The organism is Candidatus Deferrimicrobiaceae bacterium (genome assembly GCA_035256765.1).
Taxonomy (GTDB): domain Bacteria; phylum Desulfobacterota; class Deferrimicrobia; order Deferrimicrobiales; family Deferrimicrobiaceae; genus CSP1-8.
Genome location: DATEXR010000299.1, coordinates 1 through 3,350 on the forward strand (window position 1 = coordinate 1; position 3,350 = coordinate 3,350).

Consider the following 3,350-nt stretch of genomic DNA (forward strand, 5'->3'; position numbering starts at 1 on the left):
GTGAGGAGAGTTGGGCCGCAAAGTGGTCCACCCCCCAATAACCGAAACCGAATCAATGGAGAAGTTCCGCCCTAACGTCTTCTTGATGGATCGTCGGAAATCGCGCCATCAACTCAAAATAAACTGGGAAAATTAGATTAAGCGGGTCCCGATTCTGACTTATGATAATCGCATCCGAACGGAAACAGGGAGAGTTGGACAAATGAAGAGCTATCGGAAGGAGCTTTGGTTCAATGCCCCCACAAGGCGGGCTTACATAAACATTACCGGGCAGGTGGAAGGATGCCTCAGGGAGAGTGGGATCAAAGAGGGGCTCATTCTCGTAAGCGCGATGCACATTACGGCGTCCGTTTTTATTAATGACGATGATTCCGGTCTTCATCACGACTTTGACGTTTGGCTTGAGAAACTTGCTCCTCACGAACCGGTCTCCCAGTACCGACACAATAACGGCGAAGATAATGCCGATGCCCATCTAAAGCGGTCAATCATGGGAAGGGAAACCGTTGTAGCCGTCACCAATGGGAAGTTGGATTTTGGTCCGTGGGAGCAAATATTTTACGGGGAATTCGACGGACGGCGACGGAAGCGCGTCTTGGTGAAGATCATCGGGGAATGAGTTCGAGAGGCACAAGCCCTCCCGGATGCCGCTTTCCTTCAGGCACGCGTCGACGTCGCGGGTGATGTTGACGGACCCCATCCGCTGCGGGATGCGAACCACAATTCCTTCCGGTAGCTTTTCATGCAGCCCCCCTTCTCATCCGGCGAGAGACCCGGCGGCCCGTCCCGCCAGCCGGGCAGGCAGCAGCCCCCGCACGGAGTTGGTGAGGAATATCCCGTCCGCCCTCTCCATGTCCTCGGGATAAAGCACCCTCTCGGCAGCGCGGAGCGACCGGTCCGCAAGCACGCGCCTCCGGTACACCCCCTCCAGGAGCCCGCAGGCGGCCGGGGGGGTGTACAGCCTCCCGGAGATCTCCAGGAAGACATTGGTGATCGCGCCTTCGGCGAGTTCGCCGCGCTCGTTCACAAAGAGCACCTCGTCGAAACCGGCCTCCTTTGCGATCCGCAGCTCCTCGTCCCGAAAGGCCCGGTTCGTGGTCTTGTGCCGCGAAAAGGGATCCCGGGAGGAGACGGAGACGCTCGAGAGGATCACCCGCAGAGGGACGGTCTCCCCCGAGGCGGGCGGTCCCGCGGGCGGGGACGACTCCACCGTCACATCTCCGCGTTTCCCGAGAAGGAGGCGGACCTTCCTCGGTCCGACACCGTCCGCGCCATACCTGTCCGCAGCGCGTTGCAGCGCAGAGAGAACCGCTTCGCGCCGGAAACGGTGCCCGAAATACCGGGCCGACGCCGCAAGACGCCGCAGGTGGTCGGGGAGGAACCGAAAACCATCCCGGGGAGTCCAAAGGAAGGATTCGATCAGGCGAAAGTCCGGCGCGGGTTCGGTGAGGTACCGGCCCTTCTGCAGGATCTCCCGGTACTCCTCTTCGGGGACCGAGTCCCACACGATTCCGCCGCCCGCCCCCGCCTCCGCGCATCCGTTCCGGACGGCGACCGTCCGTATCGCGACGGAAAACGCCATGTCCCCGCCGGGGAGAAGCGCCCCGAGGGCGCCGGTGTAGACCCCACGCGGGTCGGGTTCGAGCTCCCGCAGGAGGCGCATCGCGGCGATCTTGGGGGCCCCCGTCACGGAGCCGCACGGGAACAGCGCGCCGAAAAGGGACGCCGGAGTCGCCCCCGGCGCAAGCCGTCCGGTCACGGTCGACACCATCTGCAGCACGGTGCGGAACCGCTGCACCTCGAAAAGACGCCGGACGCGGATGGAACCCGGCCGGCACACCCGGCCGAGATCGTTCCGGAGCAGATCGACAATCATCACGTTCTCGGCCCGGTTCTTTGGGTCCTTCCGGAGCGCCGAGGCCGCTTTCCGGTCCTCCGCCTCCGAGAGCCCCCTCGGGGCGGTCCCCTTCATCGGGCGGGTCTCGATCCGGTCCCCCCGGACCCGGAAGAAGAGTTCGGGGGACTGGGAGACGATGCAGCCCTCCTCCATCCGCAGGAACGCTGCGAACGGGACCGGCTGGGCGGCGCGCAGCTGCAGGTACAAGGCAAAAGGGTCTCCGGGGTACGGGAAGACGAACTTCCCGGTCAGGTTGGCCTGATACACCCATCCTTCCCGGATGAACCCGCGGATCGTCTCGACCTTCTCCCCGTGTTCCCCTCTCGACAGGGTGAAACGGGGTTCCGGGATCCCGTCCTGCGCACGGGAGACACGGCCTGCAGCGGTGTCTGCAAACCGGTCCTCCGGCACGCGCCCGATGCGGTCCCAGCGGCCGGTGAGATGGTCGAACCGGAGGCATCCGGCATACACGCCGAACCAGAGGAGGGGGAACGGGTTGGGCGGGGTTTCCTTCTCCCGGGGGAATGCCGGATCCAGGGCGAATCCAGCCTCGTAGGCAAGGTAGCCGGCCACGGGGAACCCTCTGGCCTGCCACTCCCCGGCCTCGGACAGGAGCGAAGGTACACGGCCCGGCTCGTTGGAGACGAGGACGAGCTCGGGGTCTTGGAAGAGGTAGGAGTATCGATCCCTGACCTCGGGCCGCTGCGTCTCCAGCAGCACCGCGCCCGGGGCCCCGGCGGCGGAGCGGAAGACCTCTGCGGGGTCGGGGGGAAGCGAAACGAAGACCGGCGAGTCCCCTATTCCCCGGCGGCGTCTCACCATGGCGGATGGGGGTTCATCCCGCGAGTGCCTGGAGAAAGCGGGACCGCACCTGCGTGGCGAGCAGTGCCTTCTTCACCGGGGGGAGCGCCACGACGATCCGCGTGATGACGCGCAGGGCGGCGTGGTCGAGCCGCTCGAAATCGTCGAAGAGGAGGTTCTGGAACTTCCCGCGCTCGATGGCCATGAGGACCGCCCGGTGCCAGGCCGTTTCCGGAACGACGACCCGCTCCTTCCGCGGCTCCATCGAAAGCGCCCCCTTCGCGCATGCCGGTTTACAGACGCCGCACCCGAGGCACGCGTCGGCGTGGACGGCCGCCTTCGCTTCCGTCCTCTCCCCCCCGACCTCGATCGCGCCGATGGGGCACTTCTTCGCGCACAGCCCGCAGCCGACGCATTTCCCGGCGTCGATCGCGGCGAGGAACGGCGAGGTGATCACGGCGTCGAACATCTTGAACCGGTTGATCGCCGAGAGCATGGCGCAGCAGCATCCGCAGCAGTGGCACACAAACGCCGGTCGCCTTCTCACGTTGTCCCCGATGTGGACCAGGCCCGCCTCGCGCGTGGCCGCGAAGATGTCCTGCGCCTCCTCGCGGGAGATCTTCCGCGCGAGCCCCCGCCGGACGAGGAAGTC

At 65.3% G+C, this 3,350-nt stretch carries 3 protein-coding genes; 1 reads left to right on the forward strand and 2 read right to left on the reverse strand.

What is annotated here, in order from left to right; translation table 11 throughout:
- Positions 1 to 202: 202 nt before the first annotated feature.
- The gene (locus tag VJ307_10400) at positions 203 to 619 is read left to right on the forward strand and encodes a secondary thiamine-phosphate synthase enzyme YjbQ (GenBank protein HJX74549.1); all 417 of its coding nucleotides are present in this window, start codon (positions 203 to 205) and stop codon (positions 617 to 619) included.
- Positions 620 to 757: 138 nt separating this feature from the next.
- On the opposite strand, the gene pabB is transcribed toward VJ307_10400, so the two are convergent.
- Both pabB and VJ307_10410 read right to left on the reverse strand, forming a co-directional pair.
- Positions 758 to 2,719, reverse strand: a complete 1,962-nt coding sequence (gene pabB / locus VJ307_10405) for an aminodeoxychorismate synthase component I (protein HJX74550.1) — start codon at positions 2,717 to 2,719, stop codon at positions 758 to 760.
- A 13-nt stretch (positions 2,720 to 2,732) separates the two neighbouring features.
- On the reverse strand, positions 2,733 to 3,350 hold a 618-nt coding region (locus VJ307_10410), incomplete at its 5' end, for a 4Fe-4S dicluster domain-containing protein (GenBank protein HJX74551.1).